The sequence below is a fragment of the Streptomyces sp. NPDC045287 genome (assembly GCF_056432325.1).
In genome coordinates, this window is sequence record NZ_JBWKJG010000017.1 from 34,769 (window position 1) to 56,281 (window position 21,513).

General features: G+C 73.0%; 18 protein-coding genes. 2 read left to right on the forward strand and 16 right to left on the reverse strand.

The window, feature by feature from the left end:
* Positions 1 to 148: 148 nt before the first annotated feature.
* The 12 genes from AC07D6_RS25530 to AC07D6_RS25585 all read right to left on the reverse strand — a co-directional run bounded on the left by AC07D6_RS25530 (position 149) and on the right by AC07D6_RS25585 (position 12,981).
* Positions 149 to 631, reverse strand: a complete 483-nt coding sequence (locus AC07D6_RS25530) for a hypothetical protein (RefSeq protein ID WP_479048012.1) — start codon at positions 629 to 631, stop codon at positions 149 to 151.
* Positions 632 to 791: 160 nt separating this feature from the next.
* A complete protein-coding gene (locus AC07D6_RS25535; protein WP_315880470.1) occupies positions 792 to 1,274 on the reverse strand; it encodes a hypothetical protein in 483 nt (160 codons plus the stop codon).
* 340 nt (positions 1,275 to 1,614) lie between these two features.
* Complete coding sequence (phzG, locus tag AC07D6_RS25540; RefSeq protein ID WP_479048015.1) at positions 1,615 to 2,253, reverse strand: phenazine biosynthesis FMN-dependent oxidase PhzG; 639 nt, start codon at positions 2,251 to 2,253, stop codon at positions 1,615 to 1,617.
* A 32-nt stretch (positions 2,254 to 2,285) separates the two neighbouring features.
* Complete coding sequence (locus AC07D6_RS25545; protein ID WP_479048018.1) at positions 2,286 to 3,119, reverse strand: PhzF family phenazine biosynthesis protein; 834 nt, start codon at positions 3,117 to 3,119, stop codon at positions 2,286 to 2,288.
* A gap of 93 nt (positions 3,120 to 3,212) precedes the next feature.
* Positions 3,213 to 5,162 (reverse strand): anthranilate synthase family protein, encoded by a 1,950-nt coding sequence (locus tag AC07D6_RS25550; protein WP_479048021.1) that lies wholly within the window; start codon positions 5,160 to 5,162, stop codon positions 3,213 to 3,215.
* Positions 5,159 to 5,782, reverse strand: coding sequence for an isochorismatase family protein (locus AC07D6_RS25555; protein ID WP_315880498.1), 624 nt, complete (start codon positions 5,780 to 5,782; stop codon positions 5,159 to 5,161). The genes AC07D6_RS25550 and AC07D6_RS25555 overlap by 4 nt, the downstream gene beginning before the upstream one ends.
* A gap of 359 nt (positions 5,783 to 6,141) precedes the next feature.
* The gene (locus AC07D6_RS25560; RefSeq protein ID WP_479048023.1) at positions 6,142 to 6,603 is read right to left on the reverse strand and encodes a PhzA/PhzB family protein; all 462 of its coding nucleotides are present in this window, start codon (positions 6,601 to 6,603) and stop codon (positions 6,142 to 6,144) included.
* A gap of 281 nt (positions 6,604 to 6,884) precedes the next feature.
* Positions 6,885 to 7,391: a PhzA/PhzB family protein gene (locus tag AC07D6_RS25565; protein WP_315880475.1), complete on the reverse strand. Its 507-nt coding sequence runs from the start codon at positions 7,389 to 7,391 to the stop codon at positions 6,885 to 6,887.
* A gap of 352 nt (positions 7,392 to 7,743) precedes the next feature.
* Entirely contained in the window at positions 7,744 to 8,970 is a 1,227-nt protein-coding gene (locus tag AC07D6_RS25570; protein WP_479048026.1) for an FAD-dependent monooxygenase, read from the reverse strand.
* Between the two features lie 131 nt (positions 8,971 to 9,101).
* Complete coding sequence (locus tag AC07D6_RS25575) at positions 9,102 to 10,001, reverse strand: aromatic prenyltransferase (protein WP_479048028.1); 900 nt, start codon at positions 9,999 to 10,001, stop codon at positions 9,102 to 9,104.
* 599 nt (positions 10,002 to 10,600) lie between these two features.
* Complete coding sequence (locus AC07D6_RS25580; protein WP_479048030.1) at positions 10,601 to 11,731, reverse strand: AfsR/SARP family transcriptional regulator; 1,131 nt, start codon at positions 11,729 to 11,731, stop codon at positions 10,601 to 10,603.
* A 1,043-nt stretch (positions 11,732 to 12,774) separates the two neighbouring features.
* Positions 12,775 to 12,981, reverse strand: coding sequence for a hypothetical protein (locus tag AC07D6_RS25585; protein ID WP_315880479.1), 207 nt, complete (start codon positions 12,979 to 12,981; stop codon positions 12,775 to 12,777).
* 1,131 nt (positions 12,982 to 14,112) lie between these two features.
* On the opposite strand from AC07D6_RS25585, the gene AC07D6_RS25590 reads away from it, so the two are divergent.
* Positions 14,113 to 14,331: a hypothetical protein gene (locus AC07D6_RS25590; RefSeq protein WP_479048032.1), complete on the forward strand. Its 219-nt coding sequence runs from the start codon at positions 14,113 to 14,115 to the stop codon at positions 14,329 to 14,331.
* 272 nt (positions 14,332 to 14,603) lie between these two features.
* On the opposite strand, the gene AC07D6_RS25595 is transcribed toward AC07D6_RS25590, so the two are convergent.
* The 3 genes from AC07D6_RS25595 to AC07D6_RS25605 all read right to left on the reverse strand — a co-directional run bounded on the left by AC07D6_RS25595 (position 14,604) and on the right by AC07D6_RS25605 (position 19,389).
* A complete protein-coding gene (locus tag AC07D6_RS25595) occupies positions 14,604 to 16,772 on the reverse strand; it encodes a SpoIIE family protein phosphatase (RefSeq protein ID WP_479048035.1) in 2,169 nt (722 codons plus the stop codon).
* A gap of 346 nt (positions 16,773 to 17,118) precedes the next feature.
* On the reverse strand, positions 17,119 to 18,360 hold the full coding sequence (locus tag AC07D6_RS25600; RefSeq protein ID WP_479048037.1) for a PP2C family protein-serine/threonine phosphatase: 1,242 nt from the start codon (positions 18,358 to 18,360) through the stop codon (positions 17,119 to 17,121).
* A 273-nt stretch (positions 18,361 to 18,633) separates the two neighbouring features.
* Positions 18,634 to 19,389: a GAF and ANTAR domain-containing protein gene (locus tag AC07D6_RS25605; RefSeq protein WP_479048039.1), complete on the reverse strand. Its 756-nt coding sequence runs from the start codon at positions 19,387 to 19,389 to the stop codon at positions 18,634 to 18,636.
* A 188-nt stretch (positions 19,390 to 19,577) separates the two neighbouring features.
* Here AC07D6_RS25605 and AC07D6_RS25610 point away from each other — a divergent pair, with 188 nt between their 5' ends.
* The gene (locus AC07D6_RS25610; RefSeq protein WP_479048042.1) at positions 19,578 to 20,828 is read left to right on the forward strand and encodes a cytochrome P450; all 1,251 of its coding nucleotides are present in this window, start codon (positions 19,578 to 19,580) and stop codon (positions 20,826 to 20,828) included.
* A 62-nt stretch (positions 20,829 to 20,890) separates the two neighbouring features.
* Here AC07D6_RS25610 and AC07D6_RS25615 read toward each other — a convergent pair whose 3' ends face one another.
* Complete coding sequence (locus tag AC07D6_RS25615) at positions 20,891 to 21,265, reverse strand: DUF8129 domain-containing protein (protein WP_315880485.1); 375 nt, start codon at positions 21,263 to 21,265, stop codon at positions 20,891 to 20,893.
* Positions 21,266 to 21,513 lie beyond the last annotated feature (248 nt).

The window sequence follows — 21,513 nt, forward strand, 5'->3', positions numbered from 1 at the left end:
CCCGCGGCGTGTCCGGCCGGCCGTGAGGCGGCGCCGTCCGCCTCGCCCGCGGGGCCCGCTCCCTCGGCGCGCGAGCTGTTGGGGCCGCCCGTTCCGCGCCCCCTCTCCCCGCGGGCGGACGGCCCGCTCGGGGTGCCGCCGCCCTTCGTCAGCCGCACGCGGCGGTGCGGAACTGCTCCAGCGTTCCGGTCCTGTGGCCGTACTTGTCCGTGCCCTCGCGGTCACCGGTCCAGTAGCGGATCTGGCCGGGCTTGAGCTCGGCCAGTTGGGCGCGAGTGAAGTCCACGCCGGTGGTCGCCCACGAATCGTCGTTCGTCCAGCCGTGCACGTGGTAGGTGACGCTCTTGTTCCGCTTGGGCCGCCGCGGCGACCCGTGCTGCTCGGCCCCGTCCAAGGCGTCGAGCGCCCACGCGGCGAACCCGGTGACCGGCTCATCGGGTTCCCAGTGGGCGATGCTCCGCGGTTCCTCGGTGCCCTCGCCGTCGATGGAGAGGGTGGCGCCGTCGATGTGGTCGTGGCACAGGACGAACACCGCGATCGGGCGCCCGCTCTCGGAGACGGACACCCCGGTCCTCCCCGCGCTCGGCACCGTGCATCCCATCAGCGCCCCCAGACCGAGGGCGATGGCCACGGCTCGCCTCACTCGTCTCACCCGTGTCATCCGCGTCTCCCTGATCCGCTTTCCGTGACCGCGTGCTAGGAGGCGCGCCCGCCCGCACATGTGGAGGTGCACCCGGCGTCCGCACGGGGGATGCGGTGATGCGGACGCCGGGCGTGCGGGAGGCGGCTCGTCAGTCGCCCGTGTTCGTCGCCCAGAGCGGGCGGTTGGACTGGTCGTAGACGACGACGTTGCCGTCGTCCTGGACCGCGAGGACGTGGCCGCGGTTCCACGTGTTGGAGTGCCAGACGGCCTTGCCGTTCACGTCGTACAGGACGAAGTTGCCGTCCTGCTGGAAGATCGCGCAGTTGCCCTTGGGCCAGGCGCCGGGGGCCTGCCACGCGGCGCGGCCGTCCTTGTACAGGACGAAGTTGCCGTCCTGCTGGACGCGGAGGACCGCCCGGCCGTTGCCGGACGTCAGCGACTGATTCCTGCAGAACTGGGTGCCTTTGCCGAAGCGGGCGTCGGCGAGGACTCCGGCCGGGCCCGCCTCCTGCGCCGTCCGCGCCTGCTGAGCGGGAACGGACGGGGTGGCGGCGGCACCGGCCGTCGCCACGCCCGTCATGAGCATGGCCGCCGCTGCCGCGAGAGAAATCCGGCTGAACCTCTTCGTCACTGGAAGACCTCCCTGGAGGTGAGGGCATCCCGGGGCGGGATGCGCACCGCGAGGTTTTCCAGGGGCGCGGAGAGTAATCCAGGAATTCAGCGAAGGGGTGTTCTTCGGGCCAGGTCGGAGAGTGGGTGAAGAAATGTTCCGCCTGTTGGCGGGACTCTCCCGTGCCGGACGGCGAAGCGCTGAATGGTCGACCGGATTCGACTGCTGGAGATTATCGTCTCCGTTTTTCTTTTGATGGAAATATTTTATTGCCGCGCAGGTCGGGCCCCGGCCGTTCCGTCCCCGGCGAACGTTCCGCCCGCCCCGGACGCGCGGGCACCCGGCGCCGCCCCGGGACTCCTCAGGGCTGGAGCCGGGAGACGCGCCAGCCGCCTCGGTGCCGCTCGTACCGGAGGCGCAGGTGGAGCCGGTCCGGCCGCGCGCACCAGAACTCCACCTCCCGGGGCCGCAACCGGTAGCCGACGAAGCGGTCCGGACGTTCGAGGGCGGCGCCGGACGCGCCGAGGCGTTCGGCCTCGGCACGCAGCGCCGACGGATCGGTGAGCGGCTTGCTCTGCCGGGACGCCGCCGACATGGCGTGCAGGGGGACCGCCCGGGCGTGCCAGAGGGCGTCCGCCTCGGTCTCGCCGACCCGCACCGCCGGTCCGCCCAGGCTGATCTGCTGGCCCGTCTCCCGCCAGTAGAGCAGCCCCGATGCCCAGCCGGTCTCGGTGATCTCCCGGCTCTTGCGACTGGTGCCGTGGGTGGTGAACAGGACGCCGCGGTCGTCGACCGCCGTGAACGCCACGGTACGGGTGGACGGCCGCCCCCGCCCGTCGGCGGTGGCCAGCGCGAGCGCCCGCGGTTCGCGGACACCCAGCTCGACGGCGCGGGCCAGCCACCGCTGGACCAGACCCATGGGTTCGGGCGGGGGGTCCTCGTACTCCGGGAAGCCGATGTCGGCCCTCGCGGTGAGGCTTTCGAACCTGCTCGTGTCCATGCGTGCCCTCCTCGGGACGGGGACTGCCGGGCTCAGACGTGGAGGACGCCGCGCCCCACGGTGACTCCGTGGCCGCCGACGTGGACGGCGTGGACGCGCCCCCCGTCGGCCTCGGCCCTGGCGAGCATCAGCGAAGGGCGGCCCATCTCGACGCCCTGGAGGATCTCCAGGTGCTGCCCGTACGCGGCCAGGCCGTGCCGGGCGAGGTGGATGGCGAGCGGCCCGGCCGCCGAACCGGTCGCCGCGTCCTCCACCACGCCGTACGCCGGCGAGAACATCCGGGTGCGCCAGCGCGTGCCCCCTCCGGCGAAGCAGTTCGCGGCCATGTCGGGAAACGCGGACAGGGCACGGTGGTCCGGACGCAGCGCCGAGAGCGCGGCCACGCTCTCCAGGCCCACGAAGACGTGCCGCGGCCCGTTGCGGTACACCTCCACCGGTACCGTGGAGGCGGCCACGCCGAGCGCGGCCAGCAACTCCTCCGCGTGCTCGTACGGCTCCCAGACGGGGTGCGGCTGGCGCATGCGGACCACCACCGCGCCGCCGTCGTCGTCGAGTTCCACGGGGATGACGCCCATCGCCGTCTCCAGCCGGAGCCGGTCCCTCTTCAGGATCTCGCCGAGCGCGACGGCGGTGCCGAGCAGCGGGTGGCCGGCGAACGGGAGCTCGTTCACCGGGGTGAAGATCCGGACGCGCGCGTCGCCGCCCTGCCCGGCGGGCAGCACGAAGGTCGTCTCGGACAGGTTCATCTCCCGCGCGATGCGCTGCATCAGCCCGGCCGTCAGGTCCGAGGCGTCGAGGAACACGGCGACGGGATTGCCGTACAGCGGCCTTCGGGAGAAGGCGTCCACCAGCATGTAGTCGAGCATCGGCGAGGCTCCTGAAGGGACGGGGGAGACGGTTTCCCGCGGTCGGCGCGGCACCGGGTCCGTGCGGGAGGGAGCGGGGCGTGCGCTTCGGCCTCACGGGCCGAGCACCCCCCGCAGGGCGTCGGCGAGCAACCGGGGCCCGTCGACGGTGAGCACCGATTCGGCGTGGAACTGGAAGGAGGCGAAGCGCGGGCCGCGCAGCGCGTCCACCTCCCCGGTGGCCGGGTCCCGGCTGACCCGCACCCGCCCCACCCCGGGCACGTCGCGGTGGCCGGTGGGACTGACGGCGGCGAAGGTGTTGTAATAACCGACCCGTTCGCGCCGGCCGAAGAGGTCGATGGCGCGCTGCACGCCCTGGTGGGGCTCGGTCCGCCGCACCAGGGCGAAGCCGAGCCTGCGGCTGAGCACCTGGTGGCTCAGGCAGACGGCCAGGAAGGGGACGCGGTCGCCCAGCAGCCTCGCCAGGGTCGCGTCCAGCGCCGCGATCTTCGGGTGGGTGACGGCGCGGGGGTCGCCGGGGCCGGGCCCCATGACGACCAGGTCGAACCCGTCGAGGGCGCACGCCTGGTCGTAGCGCAGGACCTCGGCGGCGAGCCCCAGCGCTTCGAGCTGCTGCACGATCATCGCGGTGAAGGAGTCCTCGGCGTCGACCACCAGGGCCTTCAGCCCCTCCAGTTCGGGCACGGCCGGTGGGCGGGCGGCCGGGGACGCCAGCCAGAAGTCGGCGATGCCGCTGTTGCGGCCGCGCAGGGCGTCCCGTACCGCGGGGTGGTCCGCGAAGCGGGGGGCGGCCGGCGCCGGGGCCGCGTCGGGCTCCGCGCCCAGGGCGTCGAGCAGTGCGGCGGCCTTGGCCCGGGTCTCGGCCGCTTCCGACGCCGGGGACGAATGGCGCACCAGGGTCGCCCCGACGGCGAGCGCCATGCGTCCGTCCGGCGCGATGTCGGCGGTGCGGATCAGGATGGCCGAGTCCATCGACCGGCTGCCCGACGGCTCGCGGCTGATCAGCGCGGCGACTCCGCTGTAGTACCCGCGCCCCTGCGGCTCGTGGCGCGCGATGACCCGGGCCGCGCTCTCCACCGGGCTGCCCGTGACGGTCGGCGCGAACTGCGTGTCGCGCAGGATCTCCCGTACGTCCCGGTGGGTGCGGCCCTCGATGAAGTACTCGGTGTGGGCGAGCCGCGCCATCTCCTTGAGGGCGGGACCGGTGACCCGGCCGCCGTCCTCGCAGATCCGGGACATCGTCTTCAGCTCCTCGTCGAGGACCATGTACAGCTCGTCGGTCTCCTTGCGGTCCTTCAGGAACGCGGTGAGGCCCTCCAGGGTCGGTCCGCCGGGCGGGTAGCGGTAGGTGCCGCTGATGGGGTTCATCACGGCCCGGCCCTCCCGTACCGAGATGTGGCGTTCGGGGGTGGCTCCGACGAACGTCCGGCCGTTCACGTGGATGACGAACGTCCAGTAGGCGCTGGGCTCCAGCGCGACCAACCGCCGGAAGACGGCCAGCGCGGTGTGCACCGGATCGCCGCCGACGTCGGCCCGCAACACGCGCTTGAGGACGAAGTTGGCGCCCTCGCCGGTGCCGATCTCGTCGGCCACGACGCGCCGCACCAGGTCGGCGTACTCCTCGTCGGACAGGTCGAAGCCGTGGACGGACAGGGCGATCGGCGTGTCGGGCAGTCCGGGCAGGACGTCCGCCAGCGGCAGCGCGGCCTGCTCCGTGACGGTCAGGGCGATCAGGGGCGCCCCGTCGTCCGGAGCGGCGAAGCCCCGCTCGGCGAGCTGCCGGTAGGGCACCAGGACCAGCGCCTCGTGCGTCGTGGCGGCCCGCGGGCCGGTCGGCTCCGGCAACGGCAGCCGGGCCAGCGAGGCGGGGTGCGAGACCTCGCCGAGCAGCAGGTCGACCGTGCCCGCGGTGCCGCTCTCCGGCCGGTGCAGCAGCGCGAAGGCGGACGGTGCGGGGCCGGCCAGCAGCCGGTCGAGCAGATCGGGCCCGGTCTGCCGGCCCCGTGCGTCCGTGGTGCCGCGCCCCGGGGGTGGGGAGCTCATCCGAACACCTCCGAGCTGAGGGTCACCATCCCGCACCGCTGGGCCACGTACTCCAGCGCGAGACGGTGCTGCCCGGGCGAGAAGTCGGCGACGGCGTCGGCGGCCAGGAACACCTGGATGTCGTGGCTGAACGCGTCGATCGCCGTGGCCAGCACACCGATGTGGGCGTACACCCCGCACAGCACGAGCTGGTCGCGGCCCGCGGCCCGCAGCCGCTGCAGCAGGTCGGAGCGGAAGAAGGCGCTGTAGCGCCACTTGGTCAGCCGCCAGTCGCCCTCGGCCGGGGCCAGCTCCGGCACGACCTCCCGGTCCTCGGGAGCGGTGCGCATGCCCGGACCCCAGAAGTCCCGGAGCAGCCCGCGCTCCTGCGGTGTCATACCGCCGGGCTGCGCCGTGTAGGCGACCGGCACTCCGAGGCCCGCGGCCCGCTTGCGCAGCAGCGCGGCGTTGTGGACGAGCTGGGAGCGGAGCGCGTCGGGCACCGGACGCAGGAAGAAGCGCTGCATGTCGTGGACGACCAGGGCCGCGCGGTCGGGGTCCGGTGTCCAGTCGGCCACATTGGCCGGCAGGTCGTCCGCCGTCGGCATGGCGTACGGGACGATGACGGGTAAGCCGATCACCATTCGAGTCCTTTCGGAGAGGGTCGGAACGAGGACCGGGAGGGAAGGGGCCGTGCCGCCGCCCGGGCCCGGGGGCGCCCGGCGTCCCGGCGGCCCGCCCGGCGATCCGTCCGACCCGTACGGCGGGTCCCCGACGACCGCGGGCACACCGGCGGGCGGGCGCCGCGGCCGTGCCGCACACCGTCCGCGGCGGGTGACGGGGGAGAGGCGCCGGGGGCGCCCCGCGCCGGCCGTACCGCGTCGGCGTCCTCCCACGGGGGCCCGCCAGGGGAGCCGGCGGCGCGCGGCCGGCCTCCGCCGCGGTACGCACGCCCTCCCCCCTCGGGTGGAGCCGGTGATCGGCGGCCGGCCGGCGCGCGTCAGGTCGGGATGCCGTCCCGGCGGATGACGGGGACCTCGATGTCCAACGCCCGGAACTGCTGGCAGGGGTTCATGAACTCGCGCTGCTCCTTGATCTTGCCGTTCTCGAACAGGAACGAGTGCAGGAAGTGGTTGCGGTAGTGCCCGGGCGGATAGCCGGGGAACAGGATCTGGCCCTCGCCGTCGCACTCCACCCAGAATCGGTTGGGATCCTGGGTGTCGAAGATCTCTACGTTGATCCAGACCCAGTCCGGGAAGCACTTCAGCGACCAGACGGCGTGCTCGCCGAGCCGGTCCCGGCCGCGGATGGCGATGGGCTCGCCGGTCTCCGTGGTCCACAGGCCGCCGACGCCGTCCTCGGTGAACAACAGGTGGCGCTCCAGGCGGTCTGGGCCACGGGTGTTCATGTACTGGGCGACGACGGCGCGGTTGTGCTCGCGTACCTCGTTCTCGTCGGACATCGCGGGTCTCGCTTTCCCTTGCTGTGAGAGGGGACGGGTGTCGGTGGGAACGTGCACGGGGAGCGTGGCGGACGGATCCCGCGGCCTCCCGCCGCGGGCCGGGCCCGGCCGGTCCTGGCGACCTCGCTTCCCGCTCCTGACCGGACGGCCCGGGAGCGGCTCCCCGATTGTGGCGGGCGCGCCCCCGCCGCTCCAGGCGAGTATCGGCCGTGGCCCTTGGGCGGGGCTGGTCGGCCGGTTGGCGTCGGCTTGGCGGCCCGGTGCCGTGCCGGGGAGGCGGGTCAGGACGGGATCCAGTCCCGATTGATGCGCGGTGTCCCGATGCCGAGGGAGCGCATGTGCTCGATCGGGTTGGTGTACTCGCGGCTGGAGACGATCCTCCCGTCGCTCAGCGTGAAGCCGAGGACGAAGTGGTTGCGGTAGTGGCCTTCGGGATAGCCGGGGAAGCGGATCGTTCCCTCGCCGTCGCACTCGACCCAGATGGCGTCCGGGTCCTGCGTCTCGTAGAGGCGTACGTCCGTCCACCGCCAGTCGGGCAGCACCTCCAGGGAGAGCTCGCCGTGCCGCTTCAGCTTCTCCCGGCCCCTGACGACGATGGGCCGGCCGATGTCGGTGTAGAACAGCGACGCGGTGCCGTCCTCGGTGTAGAGGGTGTACCGGCGCGACCGGGCCTCCGCACCGGTCTCCAAGTACCGCTCCACGGCCCGCCGGTTGCGGGCGCGCAGGTCGTGGTCGCCGGTGAACGCCTGCGCGACGGTGCCGGGCCGGGTGGACGAGGGCGGGGTCATGGCGTCTCCTGGTGGTTCGGTGGCGGGACGGGGCCGCTGGCACGGGGCGTGGAGGGCCGGCCGTACGGTGCCGCGGCGCGGGGCGGCCGGGCGGCGGGCCGCGCGGAACCGGGGGAGGGCCGCCGCGGCGCGACCCGGTGGTCGAGCGGGTACGCGGACGAGCGCGCCGGGAGGGCCGCCGCGGCGCGGGGCGGCCGGTGGACGGAGCCCGTCGACGTGATCCGCAGGCGGGCCCCGACCGGGAGGGGCGCCGGGGCACCCACCGGCCGCGTGCGAACCGGTCGCTGGAGGACACCCCCGGAGACCCGCGCCGCACCGGCCCGCCTCCGGCCGGAACCCGTCGTGCGCGGCTCTACGGCCGCCCGGGCGGCGTCAGGGAAGGGCGGGCGTTGAGCTCGGCGACGTCGCTCTCGGCCTTCTGGCGGTACATCTCGGTGATGAGGGCGAGCTGGCTGCGGTCCAACGCGCCGATCCCGCCGGCGCGTTCCATCGCGCGGCCCGCGAGGACGACGGCCGCGGTCGCGTCCAGGCGGGCGCGCTCGTAGGCGGCGAGCCCCGCCGGCGTGTCGCCGTCGGCCCGCGCCAGCTCGTGGGCGAGGACCCGGGCGTCGAGCACGGCCTGGGACGCGCCGTTGGCCCCGGCGGGGTACATGGGGTGGGCGGCGTCACCGAGCAGCGTGACCCGGCCGCGACCCCAGGCGGGGAGCGGATCGCGGTCGACCATCGGGTACTCCAGGACCCGGTCGCTGCGCTCCAGCAGCTCGCGGACGTCGAGCCAGCCCATCGACCAGCCGTCGTAGTGGGACAGCACGTCCTTCAGCCGCCCCGCGCGGTGGTCGTCGACCGTGTTCACCACGCCGTCCTCCGGGAGGGGGCCCGGCTCGGCGACGCGCACCAGACAGACCCAGTTGACCCGGTCCCGGCCGATCGGGTACGCGACCAGCGAGGCGGTGCCGTCGCCCGCGATCACCACGGAACGGCCGGTCAGGAACGGCGGGAACCCTTCCGTCACCCCGCGCCACATCCGCTGGCCCGACCAGCACAGCGGCCCCTCGTCCGGGTGGAGCCGGGCGCGGACCGTCGAGTGCAGCCCGTCCGCGCCGACCAGCGCGGCGGCCTCGAACGTCTCGACGGCACCGGTCGCACGGTCCGTCACGCGGACGCGGACGGCGTCGGGCCCCTCCGTGAAGTCCAGCAGCCGTACGCCGGTGCGCACCGCGTCGGGGCCGAGCCGCTCGCGGACGCGTTCGAGGAGCATCAGCTGCAACTCGCCGCGGTGGATGGAGTACTGCGGCCAACGGTAGCCCTGGGCCAGGCCGCGCGGCTCGGTGAAGAGCCGGTTGCCGGAGCTGTCGCAGAACACGTGCTCGGCCGTGGCCACACCGAGGGCGGTGAGGTCGGCGCCGAGGCCGAGTTCGATCAGCTCGCGGACCCCGTGGGTGAGGAGGTTCATCCCGACGCCGAGCGGCTGGATGCGGCGGGCGCTCTCCACCACGACCGCGTCGATGCCCGCGGCGTGCAGGCTCAGCGCGGCCGTGAGCCCGCCGATCCCGCCGCCGACGACGAGGACCGGGGTCATCGCCCGCCCCCCTCGGCCGCGCGGATCGACGGCCGCGCGACGGCGCGTGCTCGGATCTCGGTCATACTCTGCTCCTTGTCCTCACTGGTGGGTCCCGCGGGTCGCTCGCTCGCCGGTCTTCCTTCGCGCCTTCAGGCCGCGCGACGCATGCGGACGGGCGCGTCGGACGCCTTTTGGTAATACGACGCGAGCTTGTAGTACTCCTCGTCGGGCGACACCGCGCCGGCGTAGACGAGCACGCGCTCGCCGGTGTACGCGTACGGCGCGCTTCCGGCGAACTTCCCGATCCGCGGCTCGATCCGGGCGGGGAGCTCCGTCGGATCCGAGGATCGCGCGGAGAAACAGATCCGCTCGACCTTCGAAGAATCCCAGCCGAAAGTGGGATACATGGCGAACGACGTCCGGATGAACTCCAGCATCTGCTCGCTCGGTTCCGGCAGCCCGAGCTCGCGGAGCATCGGCAGGACGGCCTTCGGCTCGACGCATTCAGCGGGGAGTCCGCTGAAGTACACGTTCCACGTCCTGTTCGCGTAGTCGATCGCGATCGCCGACACTCTGCCGTCCAGGCCGTAGTCGGCGAAAGAACGGGCGTGTTCGGCCAGGCCGCGCGGCATGGACGGGATGTCGGCAAGGCTGGACAACTCCTGCGGGGTGTCCAGGGGGAAGCCCGCGTAGGACTTCTTGAAGCCGCCGACGACCCCGTAGTCAACGCCGTAGGTCTCGATGGGGCATCGCGCCCGGAGGTCCGAGAACAGGGTGGTGATGGGGTGGTCCACCTCGTCGACGAGACCGTGCGACACGGCGACGGCATGGGGGTCACCGACCTCCCGGGGCACTGAGAAGTCGAATTGGAAGTCTCCCTCGTGGTGCTTTCCGGTCGCCATGCTGAAAACGATGTGGGAGTTCGCGAGCACGTCCCCGTACGCGGTCAGGGCCGGCCGGATCCTGTCGCGCGAGCAGGTCACATCCAGCAGTCGAGCGGTTTCCTCGACGGCCGAAAGTATTTCCTCCGTCTTGGCGGCTTCGAGCATTTTTCCTCCAGGGTCGACCTCGGTGCTTGCCGGAAAATCTCATCCCGTGGTTCGTCGTCGTGTCCTCTTCTGCCGTCCCGCTGCGGTGAAGCCGGTGCCGAGGAATCCACTCAGATCGCGCCAGGATCGTCGCACCGCCCGCTTGCTGTCCGCTTAGCGCCAACTTGGCGGCTGCTTGAGGCTTTCGGCGCCGGCGCCGGGACAACCGGTGCGAGCAGCACGGCGCGGGGCCTGAGAACCACGCCCGGTCGGGGTGAGGGCCCCGCCGCGCCCCTCGCGGGCACGGGCTGCGGAAGACGGGCCGCCAAGCCGGCGCCAACCAGCCGTACGGGTCCCCGTCGGCGCGCGTGGCCGGTGCCGAAGCCGTGCCCCGTACACGTACGCCGGCGCCTCTCGGCCGCCGGTGCGGCGTGGGGTGCGTTTCCACCGCCGATGTCGTCACTTCCGGCGCCCGGGTTTCTCGCCGGTGTCGCACTTCCGGTGCCCGGGTCCCCCTCGACTGCGAAGGCGTCCTCGACGGAAGGACCTCCGACGCCCCCCGGGCCAGGCCCGTGGGCAGCCGTGCCCGAAGGCGGTCCGCGGGACGCGCGGCGGACGCGTCAGTCCAGTACGGGGGCCTGGCGCAGGATCTCGCTCTCCAGGTGCTGGAGGGCCGGGCTGGGGTCGATTCCCAGTTCCTCCGCCATCCGCTTCTGATGGGTCCGCAGCACCGCCAACGCGTCGGCCTGCCGTCCGGCCCGGTACAGGGCCAGGCTCAGCAGCTCACAGCCGTATTCGCGCAACGGGTGGGCCTGTGTGAAAGCCGCCAGCTCGGACACCGCCACCTCATAGGCACCCACCGCCAACAGCGACGCGCAGCGCCCCTCGATCACCGACAGACGCAACTCCTCCAGCCGCACCACCTCCGGCGCCACGCGCGTGGCATCGGCCACCTCCTCGTAGGCCCGCCCGCGCCACAGCGCCAGCCCCGCCTCGAACTCGCGCAGCGCCCGCTGCGGATCACGCCGATCCAGCGCCTGCCACCCGGCCGTCGCGTGCTCACCGAAGTGGTGGGCGTCGACCTCGACGACGCGGCTGTCCAGCAGATAGCCCCGGCCGCGCGTGCGCAGCACCGTCGCCGGCTTCCGAGGTGCCCGGTCGGGTTCCAGTGCCCGCCGCAGATTGGCTATGTACGCGTGCAGCGAGGTGATCGCCGATCGCGGCGGTTGCCCGCCCCACAACTCCTCCAGCATCACATCGACCGACACCGGTTGCCCGACCTGGCTGACCAGCAGGGCGAGTGCCGCGCGCTGCTTCGGCGCTCCCAGATCCACCCGCCGGCCGGCGACAGCCGCCTCCAGCGGGCCCAGTACCCGGAACTCGATCCCGGTCGGCGGCGCGTCCGGGGCCTTCGGAGCCTCCGGGGCCGGTGCCTCGGCCCATCCGGCACGGCCCGGCGGAGTGCGACGTGAAGTCGTGGCGACGTGCGCGCCGTGCCGGTCGCCGGCCGTTTCGAAACCGGCGTCGGGAAGCGGGAACTTCACGTCGAGGCCGAGGGCCTTCGCGGCGTACATCTTCAGTGTCGCGTTCGCCCGCCGGAGCTCCCGCACTTCGCGCTCGAGTTCGGCGATGCGCCGCGCGTCCCCGGTGCCGCCCCCCGGCCATTTCCCGAGGACGATCTGCATCCGGCGTCCCCCGCCGGCCCCGGGGACGACGGTCAGCGTGCGGCCGTCGGTTTCCTCGTTCTCCATCTCTGAACTCCTCTGCATTTCACTCCTTTGGAAGGGGGTGAAGGTCAAGTCGATGCCGAGCCGGTGGCAAGAGGAAGGCGCGGCCTTGGAAGGGCGTACGCGCTGTACGGGGACAGAGCCTCCCCGCACCGGGGCGGACTCCGGGCGTGCCGATTCCGGGTAGTCCTTCGGTGAGCGTCCGGAACGTGTCATCACGGCGGAAAGGCCCTGCGATTCTCCAGGAGGGCGCATGCGGGAAAGCCGCAGCCCCCGTCGGCGCCTCGTGCGTCGCGGGACACGGGGATGCGGGATCGGTATGCCGTTCAGCCCGTCGAGAAGAGGCTGAAGCAACCTGGATTTGCGGAGTGAAAGCGTAACCGCATCCGTGTGCCGGAACCTAAGGAAAAGTATTCGGAAGCACCGAGCATGCTCTTTCGAACCCCGGCCGATGGCAGGGGGAATCGATGTGATCGCCCGCGTGCCGTGCACCGGATTCTTGTTGCCCTCGCACACGCGTGTCTCACCCCGAGGACGATGTGCTGATCACCTCACGGGCGTTGTGCTCGTCGTATCACCGGTCCGAAGACGGCGACGCCGACGTCGCGCTGGGGCGCAACGCCTCCTCCTCGCTCCGGAAACCGGGGGACGGGTTTCCCGCACCACGCGTGACACCGGCTTCCATGAACCCGTGGGGGAGCGGATCGCGTTTTCCGTTCCCGCTCCTGCTCCCGCTCCGGCGCGGCGGACCGCGGATGTCCAAGGTCTTCCCCGCGGCCTCGGGCCGCGGTCGCCGCATCTGCTGAAGGGGGAAGACCGGCCCGCCCGGGCCGGAGGTGTCCGCGGTGACCAGGCCGCCACCATGCGAAGTCGCCCGGAAAGCGGGTCGGTCGGCAGAAAAGAGGCGGACCCGTGGGCGACAATTCTACATATATACTCTTCGCTGACTGTCCGTCAAGTCCTTGTCGTCAGCCGCATGACCGACCATCAAGACGGCGTGGCGGAGGACCGGTCCCACTGCCGCACGTTTCAGGCAGCGGGACCGGGAGGTGCGGTACCGAGGACCGTCACCGCGGCGCGGAGCAGTCCTCGTCCTGGTTCAGCCGGTCGAGGACGGCGGCGACGTCGCCGGGGTGGTAATAGACACGGCCGGCCTGGGTGTAACGGCGCCATCGATACAGATGGGCGTAGCGGTACACGGAGCCTTTGGAGACCCGCAGCAGGCCGGCGATGTCATCTGCCGACAGACCGGCCAGCGCCGGTTCCCGCCTCATGTACCCGCTCCTCGACTGCGCGTCCGGCGGGCGAGCCCGTTTTGCCGAGTGACCGGCCGGGTGTGGCCGGGGCAGGACACGAAGACCGTACGAACGGCCAACCGCCCATCGGCGGCGGCGGGGTTCACCGCGTCGGCGGCGGCGACTTTTCCGGGAGCCTCCCGTATCACGCGCACTCCCACCGGACCCGAGTCTCTGCTGCGGTTCGAGTGCAGGGTGGGAAGGTGGAAAAGATCCTTCTCCGGACGGTCGAGGCAGGGCGTGTGCAAGAACCGCTTCCGGTCGGCTATGCCCGCATTACCTCTTTCACTTTCGCTTCGTCCATTTCGGCGCAGTGCAACCTGGCATGTTCGATGCCTTGTCACCGTTCCCCCTTTGGCGTGTCTCCACGCCTCCCCCGTAGGCGGACCCGTTCCAGGGAGAGGTTCACCGAGTGGGACAGCACCCGTCAAGGGGGCTCCTCCGGTTGGCCGCGGCGAGGCCGTTCCGGTTTGCTGGTGTGATCGCATCCCGTGGCACACTCCGCGCCCGGGTCCCCATCCCCTGTCAACACCACGAGTTCGGTGGGAATGGCGAGTTCAACCGGATTACCTGTCACCGGGGCTGAAGTCGTCCTCCCGGGTGGCACGTTCAGAGTGGTCTTCTTCTGTCTCGGCCACCGCGTGTGGCGCCCTGCCGGGAGCGGATTCCGCAAACGCCGCCGGTCCACTGGGAAGGGCCTCCGCCGCCGTCACCGCGACGTCGGACGGTGGCCGTTCCCGGACGGGACGCCACTGTTCAACCATGCCGCCGACGAGATTGAACACTGGCGCCGGCGCCCACGTCCCGCGCCTGAAGCCGGACCGGTAGCGGCGGCTCGCCGCCCTCACCCGCTCCGGCGGCGAGAAGCGGTACGCCCGCGCCCTGGTCCTGGCCTCGCCCCCGAGGGCCAGGCGCTGGGAGACGGCCGCAGTTGCCGGCCCCGACGACCCCCGACAGCCACGGGAGATGGCCCTCGTTCTGGTGGCCGGCGATTTCCATGCCGCCTGCCGACCGGCGCACCGGTTCGAAAGCGTGTGCCTTCCGTGGGGTGCCCTGCCAGACTGGCACGGCTTCAGTCCATCAAGTACCGGAACGGGGAGTACAACGACCATGCGTGTGAAGAGCGTTGCAGCGGTGATAGGCGGAACGTTCACCCTCGTCGCCCTGGCCACCGGCGTCGCCCAGGCGGGACAACACCAGACGCACGGCCACCCGGTAGTCGGGGAAACGGTGGCAGGAGGCCCGTACAAGCCGACGCAGGAGACGGTGACCGGAGGCCCGTACATGATCACCGGCGATGCGCTCAGCAACCCCAGCCCGCTGGGCTGACCGTCCGGTGCCCCCCCCGCCCGCTTCCGTCGACCGGGGCGGGCGCGCCGGCCGGCCCGGTCCCTTCCGGGACTTCGAGCCGGCGGACCGGGCCGCCGGTGACGGCACCCCGGGAGCCCTCGACCCGCCGGGCACCGAGCCGGACCCCGACATACCCGGCCTGGCGGACCTGGCCCCCCTCTACCCGGACGAGGTGATCTCGCTGACCGAGGCCGTCATGGGGGACGAGTCCCGCACCGTGGCCCGCCGCCTCCAGGAATCCGGAGTCCACGTCACCACCCACTTCTACCGGGGTACGCACAGTCCGCAGGGTGGCGGGTGCGCAGCAGGAGCACGGCGATGTCGTCGGTGTGCCGGCCGGTGGGCAGGGCACGTCGGACGAGGTTGTCGATGAGGTGGTCCAGGGGCTGGTCGCAGGCGTCCGCGAGGTGCCGGGCGAGCGTGGTGACGGCCCGTGCGATGTCGGTGCCGGGGGTCTCGACGAGACCGTCGGTGTAGAGCGCGAGAGTGGTCCCCGGCGGCAGCGGCAGCGTGGTGATGGGGAAGGGCGCGTCCACCCCGATGCCCAGCAGGGGGCCGGGTTCGGCGTCGACCACACGGCCGCGGGGGTGGTCGCGCGGGTGGTGCAGGATCGCCGGCAGGTGTCCGGCGCTGGCCAGGCGGATGCTCCCGCGTGCGAGGTCGAGATGTGCGTAGAGGCAGGAGACGAACAGTTCGGAGTCGAAGTCGGCCAGGACGCGGTTGGTGCGGCTGAGGACCTCGGCCGGGTCCGCGCCGGTGGTCGCATGGGCGTGGAGGGCCGTGCGCACCTGCCCCATGAGGGCGGCGGCGGTGGCGTTGTGGCCTTGTACGTCACCGATGATCGCGGCAGCGGTGGTGTCGGTGAGGCGGATGAGGTCGTAGAAGTCGCCTCCGATCTCCATTCCGTGCGTCGCGGGGAGATAGCGTGCGGCGACGTCCAGCCCGTCGAAGCGGGGGAGGACGTGCGGCAGCAGCGCCTGTTGCAGATCGTGCGCGAGGTCGTGTTTGGCGTCGTAGAGGCGGGCGCGGTCCAGGGCCTGGGCGATGAGGCCGGCGAGCGAGGTGAGGGCGGCGCGGTCGCCGGCGGTGAAGGCGTGCGGGTGGTCGTAGGACAGGATCAGGCAGCCGACCGGTCGGCCTCGGGTGACCAGGGGGAGGAGCGCCCAGGCTTCCTCCACGCCGAGCGGGGCCGCCGGCGGCTGCGCCCGCGCCATCTCGACGGGGTCGGTGAAGAACTCCGGGACGCCGGTGGCCAGGGCGTGACCGGCGGGCGTGAGACCGGTGTCCAGGGGGAGGCCGTCGAGGCGCTCGACGACTCTGGCGCGGTAGCCGCGGTGCCCGGTGCCCTTGAGGCGGCCGGCGTCCGCCGCGGAGAGGAACACGCCCTGGGCTCCGAAGGCCGGCATGACCTGGTCGGTGACCAGGTCGATGACGTCCCGTACGCTCACGGTCTCGGTCAGCGCGGCGGCGAGGTGCAGCAACTGGTGGATCCGGCCCGCGGCACCCTGCCGGGCGTCGGGTCCGGCCGCGGTCGGCGGCGGTGCGAGAGCCCGGGTGCCGGTGGGCCGCGGCGGCTGTCCGCCCCCGCCGCTCGGGGTGATCAGGACGCTGATGCCGCTGTCGTCGGGATAGAGCCGGAAGTCGAGCCACCGGTCGGGCGGACGCAGAACGGTGTAGGCGACCGGTTCGCGGCTGAGTACGGCGGTGCGGTACTGGTCCTCGACGTCGGGGTCGTCTAGCCAGGGCAGCGACCTCCACGGCAGGGTCCCCAGGAGCCGGCCGGTGGCGCGGCCCAGGAGATCGGCGGCGGCCGTGTTGACGTACGTGACGCGGCCTTCCAGGTCCAGCGCCACGGTGCCGACGGGCAGGCGCTCGACGAGGTCCGCGGCGGCGAGCGCCGACTGCTCCAGGCCCACGTCCGTAGGGTCGAGGTGGAGGAAACGCGGTTCCTCCGGGACGGCCGGCTGCCGGGCGCCTTCGTCCAGCAGACGGCCGATGCGCCGTGCGCTGGAGACGAGGTGGCCGCGCTCCCGGCGGGTCAGCGCCGCGGGGCGGGGGGCCGGCCACAGCAGCAGCAGAGCACCCCAGCACTGTCGGGCGCCGTCGAGCGGCGCGACCGCCATGGCGAACCGGTAGGGCAGGGCCGCCGCGGTGCGCGGGTACATCCGGGCCATGTCGTCCTGTCCGCCCACCCACACCAGGCGGTCCTCGCGTACGGCGTCGGAAACCGGGCCGACGGTCGCCAGCGGCACCCGCCGCCACGGCGCGGCGACCACCGGCGACACACCGCACATCACCACCAGGTGCAGCACCGGCTCGTCACCGGACAGCACGTACACGCCCCCGGCGGAGGCACCGGTACGGCGTACGACCGCGGCGAGGGCCCCGTCCGGGCGGGCGGCGCCCCGGGGCCGTTCCACGTTTCCGGTCAGTGGTCCCACCTCACAGGCCGGTTCAGCGACGATCCGGGGAACGGCTGTGCGGGCCCGTGCTCGGCTCCAGCGGAAGCCCCGGCCGGCGGTACGGCGGCCTCCTGTGCGTCGGGGTGCTGCGGGCGACTCCCCACACGATCACCAAAAACCGTCCGGCCGCCGACGATCGCACCCCGCCGACGGCTCGGGCCGGGCGACGGCAGCGTCCCACCTCATGCGCTCCATACAACCCCATAGGGGAACAATGTGCCCGATGTGATGTTCCGCTCCCCACCGGCGCGCTGGACCTTCGCCGCGTCTTCGCCGAGCCCCGCCGCCGGATGCCCGCGGGGCGTCAGCGACCGGTGGGCGGGAGCGGTACCCCGGCCAGTGGCGCGGCCCGGGTGATGTCGTGCGCGGTGGGACCCAGCCATTCGCACAGGAGGATGGTGGCGTCGTCCTGGAGGCGGCCGTCGTGGTGGTCGAGGTGTGCACGCATGAGGCGGCGCAGGGTCTCGGGGACGGACAGGCCGTCGGCGTGGTGGCGGACGAGGAAGTCGGTGAAGCGGGCGAGTCCGAATTCCTGACCACCGGAGGTGCGGGCTTCGGTGATCCCGTCGGTGTAGAAGACGACGTGGTCGCCGGGTTCGAGTTGTTCCCGACACAGCTTGGTGGGCAGGCCGAGTCCGGTTCCCATGGGGTGCGAGGGATCGCAGCGCAACTGGGTGACCCAGCGTCCGCCGCGGATGACGACCGGTGGATGGTGACCACGGTTCACCCAGGTCAGCACCCCGGTGGAGGTGTCGAGATCGGCCAGGATGCCGGTGGCGTAGCGGGTGGGGCCGAATTGTTCGACGAGGACCCTCTCGACGGCGTCGCCGAGGTCGGCGAGGCCCGTGCCCTGTCGGCGGTGGTTGCGGCAGGCGCCCACGGCGAGGTTGGCGGTCAGGCCGGCCGCGGTGTCGTGCCCCATGGCGTCGAAGATCGACAGGTGGAGGACGTCACCGGCGGTGGCGTAGTCGAAGGCGTCACCGCTCACCTGGTAGGCCGGTTCCATCACCGCGCCGATGACCACACGGCCGTCGGCGTAGGTGCGCGGCGGCATGAGCTGCCACTGCATCTCCGCCGCCACGTTCATCGGCTTGACACGGATCAGGCGGGCGTAGGAGTCGCTCGTGTCCCGGCTGCCGACCACGAGCATCGCCACCAGCGACGCCAGGGAGAGGATGTCCTCGCGCGTCTGCTCGTCGTCCCCTTCGGACGTCATGTGCAGGACGCCGAGCCGTTCGGTGCCGTCCAGCAGCGGCACCCACCACCGGTGGACGCCGTCTTCTGCGCCGGAGGCGGGCAGGATCTGGCCGTACTGGTACGCCCGTCCCGCCACGGTCCCCTCGATGGGCAGTTCCGCCTCGTGCCCGGAGGGCGTCTGTCCGGCGTCGAGGCCGTGCCCGGTCAGCAGGCGCACCACGTCGCGCTGGAGGTCGCCCAGGTAGATCAGCACCTCGCCGAAGCCGGCCGCCGCCGCGTGCTCGGACACCTGCGAGGGCACGAGCTCGAAACGCGTCAGATGGCTCGCGGTCAGAAGATCCGTGAGCATCCGCCGAACCCTTTGGTCGCGATCCGCCACGGCGGTCCCATCTCCGTCAGCCCCGGCGGGAACCGGTCGGTCCCTGTTCCCAGTGTGCTCCTCGCCCGCCGAATCCTCGCGGCGTCCGCCCGCCGCCGCACCTTCCGCGTGGAGGGGGCGGCGTCCGAGCGCACCGCCCCGGCCGGCTTCCCGCGTCCGACGGGCCGGGGCTTCGGCCGGACAGCCGGGTGGGCCGTCGGTACGACGCGGGGCGGCCTCCGTGCCGCGCCCCGGCGGCGGGGATCAGCGGCCCGGGTCCTCCTCGCCCCGGGGAGCTTCGGGCTCGGGCGGCCTGGGAGGCCGGGAGCCGAGGATCTCGGCGGTGACGTCGGCCAGGGTCCGCCCCGTACGAAAGGCGCGGGCGCGCACGAGCGCCAGGGCGTCCTCGACGCCCAGCCCCCTGTGCGAGGCCACCATGCCGATGGCGCGGTGGGTGTCGAACCAGTGGGCGCGGACCTGCTCCGCGGGCTCCCAGGCCGGGGCCTCCTTCCCGGAGAACAGCCGTGTGCGGATCGGCAGGAGGGCGGTCGCGACGGCGTCGGCCACCTCCAGCCCCTGCTCCACCGCGTCCTCGGGCAGGGCGTCGCGCCGGAGGTACAGCAGGTCCATGCTGCCGAGCACGTAGTCGCCGAAGTACACCGGGAAGGCGTACACGGCCCGCACCTGCGGCAGCTTCTCCCGCATGCTCGCCCCGAACAGGGGCCACGGCGTGGGCGTGTGTTCCAGGTCGTTCACGACGACCGGCTCGCCGTCGGCCGCGGCGCTGACGCAAGGGCTCTCCACCACGGTGAACTGGATCTCCTCCAGCAGCAGCGCCGTGGAGTCCGAGGCGGCGAGCAGTTGGCGGGCCGGCGTGTCGGTCAGCAGCGACAGCGTCGCCCCGTCGGCCCCGAGCCCCTCGCACACCGCGGCGCACAGGCGTCGCGGAAGCTCCTCCGGCGGGGCGTCCGCGGCGGCCTTCGCGACCAGGCGTGCCGGGGACCTGTCGTCGGCCGTCATCCGCTGCTCCGGGAGGTGGTGGCCGCTCCCGTGTGCCCGCCGGGACCTGCCCGGCGGGCACACGGGAGCGGCACGGTGTGGTGATCGACTGCCATGTGCCGCGCATACCCCCGGGACCCGGGACGAGTCGCCTCCCCGGCGGCCGGAGAGCACGGTTTCTTCTGTGACGGAAGGGGCACAGGGTGCGCATGTGTGCTTACCGCCCTCCCCTTGCCGACCGCACCGCCGCCCTGCTGCTGGAGGGGTACGCCTGGCTCCCGGACCGGATGCGCCGCGCCGCGGGCCCCGTCGTCCGCGCCCGTGTGGCGGGCCGGCACGCGGTGGCCCTCCGGGGGCCGGACGCCGTGCGGTTCTTCTACGACGAGCGGCACGTACGCCGCCACAAGGCCGTCCCCGAACCGGTGCGCAGCACCCTCTTCGGCCACGGGGCCGTCCACACGCTGGATGGCGAGGCGCATCGCGTCCGCAAGGCGATGTTCCTCTCCCTCCTCACGCCTGCGGCCCGCGTCGCCGGCCTCGTCGAGGACGTCACCGCGGCCTGGGACGAGGCCGTCGCCTCGTGGAGCGGACGACCGGACGTGGTCCTGTTCGACGAGGCGGCACGCGTGCTCACCACCGGGGTGTGCCGCTGGGCCGGCGTCCCGCTGGAGCCCTCCCGGGCGCAGGCCGTCTCCCGGGACCTGGTGGCGATGGTCGACGGCTTCGCCACGCCGGGACCCCGCCACTGGCGTGCCCGCAGGGCGCGCCGCCGGTGCGAGACGTGGCTGTCGGAACTGGTGGACGAAGTGCGCGCCGGCTCCTTCGCCGCCCCGCGGGACTCCGTCCTCGCCACGGTGGCGCACCACCGCGACGCCGACGGCCGCCGCTTGGACGCCCGTACGGCCGCGGTGGAACTGCTCAACGTCCTCCGGCCGACCGTCGCGGTCGCGTGGTTCGTCGCGTTCGCCGGGCACGCCCTGCACCGCTGGCCCGAGAACCGCAAGCGGCTCCGCGCCGGCGACCCGGCGTACGCCACGGCCTTCGCCCACGAGGTGCGCCGCTTCTACCCCTTCGCCCCCTTCACCGGTGGGCGAGCAGCCGCCGACCTGTCCTGGAAGGGGCGGCGCGTCCCCGCCGGCGGACTCGTGCTGCTCGACCTGTACGGCCAGAACCACGACGCCGGGCTGTGGGAAGCCCCGTACTCCTTCCGGCCCGAACGATTCCTCGAAAAGCCGCCGGGGCGCGACGAGTTGGTGCCCCAGGGCGGCGCCGACCCCGCCGCCGGCCACCGGTGCCCCGGCGAAGCCGTCACCGTCGCGCTGCTGGAAGCCCTCTCCCTACGACTCGCCCGGCTGGAGTACGACGTGCCGCCGCAGGACCTCACCATCCCCCTGCGGCGCATCCCGACCCGGCCCCGCAGCGGCTTCCGCATCACCGAGGTGCGCCCCGCCACGACATGACGACATGACGGCACGAGGCGCACTGCCCGGCACCTCGCGCCACGGGCACGGCCTTTGCCGGATCAGCCGGTCGAACGGGGCTGGGCCGGGTTCTCCGGAGTACCGTGCGACGGCGGATTCATCGGGGGCCCCGTCGTCTCGGGGGACACGGGCGACCCGCCCCGGGCTGCGGGCGCCTGCTCGGGCGCGTACGCCCGGGGCGAACCGCCGGACGGCTCCGCGCCCTCCTCCAGCTCGCGCAGCCGGGCGCGCATCGCCTCGACGACGGGCAGCCGGTTTCCGTGCGCCTCCTCGTAGGCGAGCACGGTGAGCAGCTCGTCCCGGGTCAGCGTGCGGATGCGGTGCTGCACGCCGCCGAGCGGAAGGTGGTCGTAGTCCGGCAGCGGCAGCTCGTCATGGCCCACCGCGGGCGTGTTCGAGTGCGACTCGTCGGTCATCGGTGCTCCCCTTTCCACGGTTCTCACGGTTCTCACGGTTCTCACGGGTTTCACGGAGCGGTGCCGGAGCGGCGGCGACACCCCCGGCACCGCGGTACGTGCTGCCCTCCTCGGACAGGCGCACCGCTCGCGGGGCGCCCCGGTCGCGCTGCCGCAGCGGCACGGCCCCCCGACGACTACCCATACCCGACGGATCGACACGGAGCGGACGTTCCGTGGTGGGGACCCACCATGCGGGCCGCGCCGGG